Genomic DNA, 538 nt, shown 5'->3' on the forward strand with positions numbered 1-538 from the left:
ACGCGTACCTGGACGGCTACCGATGAGTGTGGTAACCCTAATACTTGTGTACAAATCATCACGGTAGTAGACACCACACCACCAAGCATCAGCTGCCCCGCAGACGCTACGGTAGAATGTGGTATGTCAACGGATCCCGCTGATACGGGTATGGCCACTGGCACCGACGTTTGCGGCACGGTAGCGATTACCTTTAGCGACAGTTCCGTACCTGGTTGCGGCAACACCGAAACGATCACGCGTACCTGGACGGCTACCGATGAGTGTGGCAATCCTAATACTTGTGTACAAATCATCACCGTCGTAGACACCACGCCCCCAAGCATCAGCTGCCCAGCAGATGTTACGGTAGAATGTGGCATGTCAACAGCCCCAGCTGCTACAGGTATGGCCACTGGCTCCGACGTTTGCGGCACTGTAGCGATCACCTTCAGCGATAATTCTGTTCCTGGCTGTGGTAACACCGAAACGATTACGCGTACCTGGACGGCTACCGATGAGTGTGGCAATCCGAACACTTGTGTGCAGATCATCACGG

General features: G+C 54.5%; 1 protein-coding gene. It reads left to right on the top strand.

Annotated elements, in window-relative coordinates; genetic code table 11:
• The coding region (locus tag ACRBG0_RS27960) for an HYR domain-containing protein (protein WP_431490124.1) at window positions 1-538 on the top strand (538 nt) is incomplete at both ends.

The sequence above is a fragment of the Lewinella sp. genome (assembly GCF_050633125.1).
GTDB lineage: Bacteria > Bacteroidota > Bacteroidia > Chitinophagales > Saprospiraceae > Lewinella.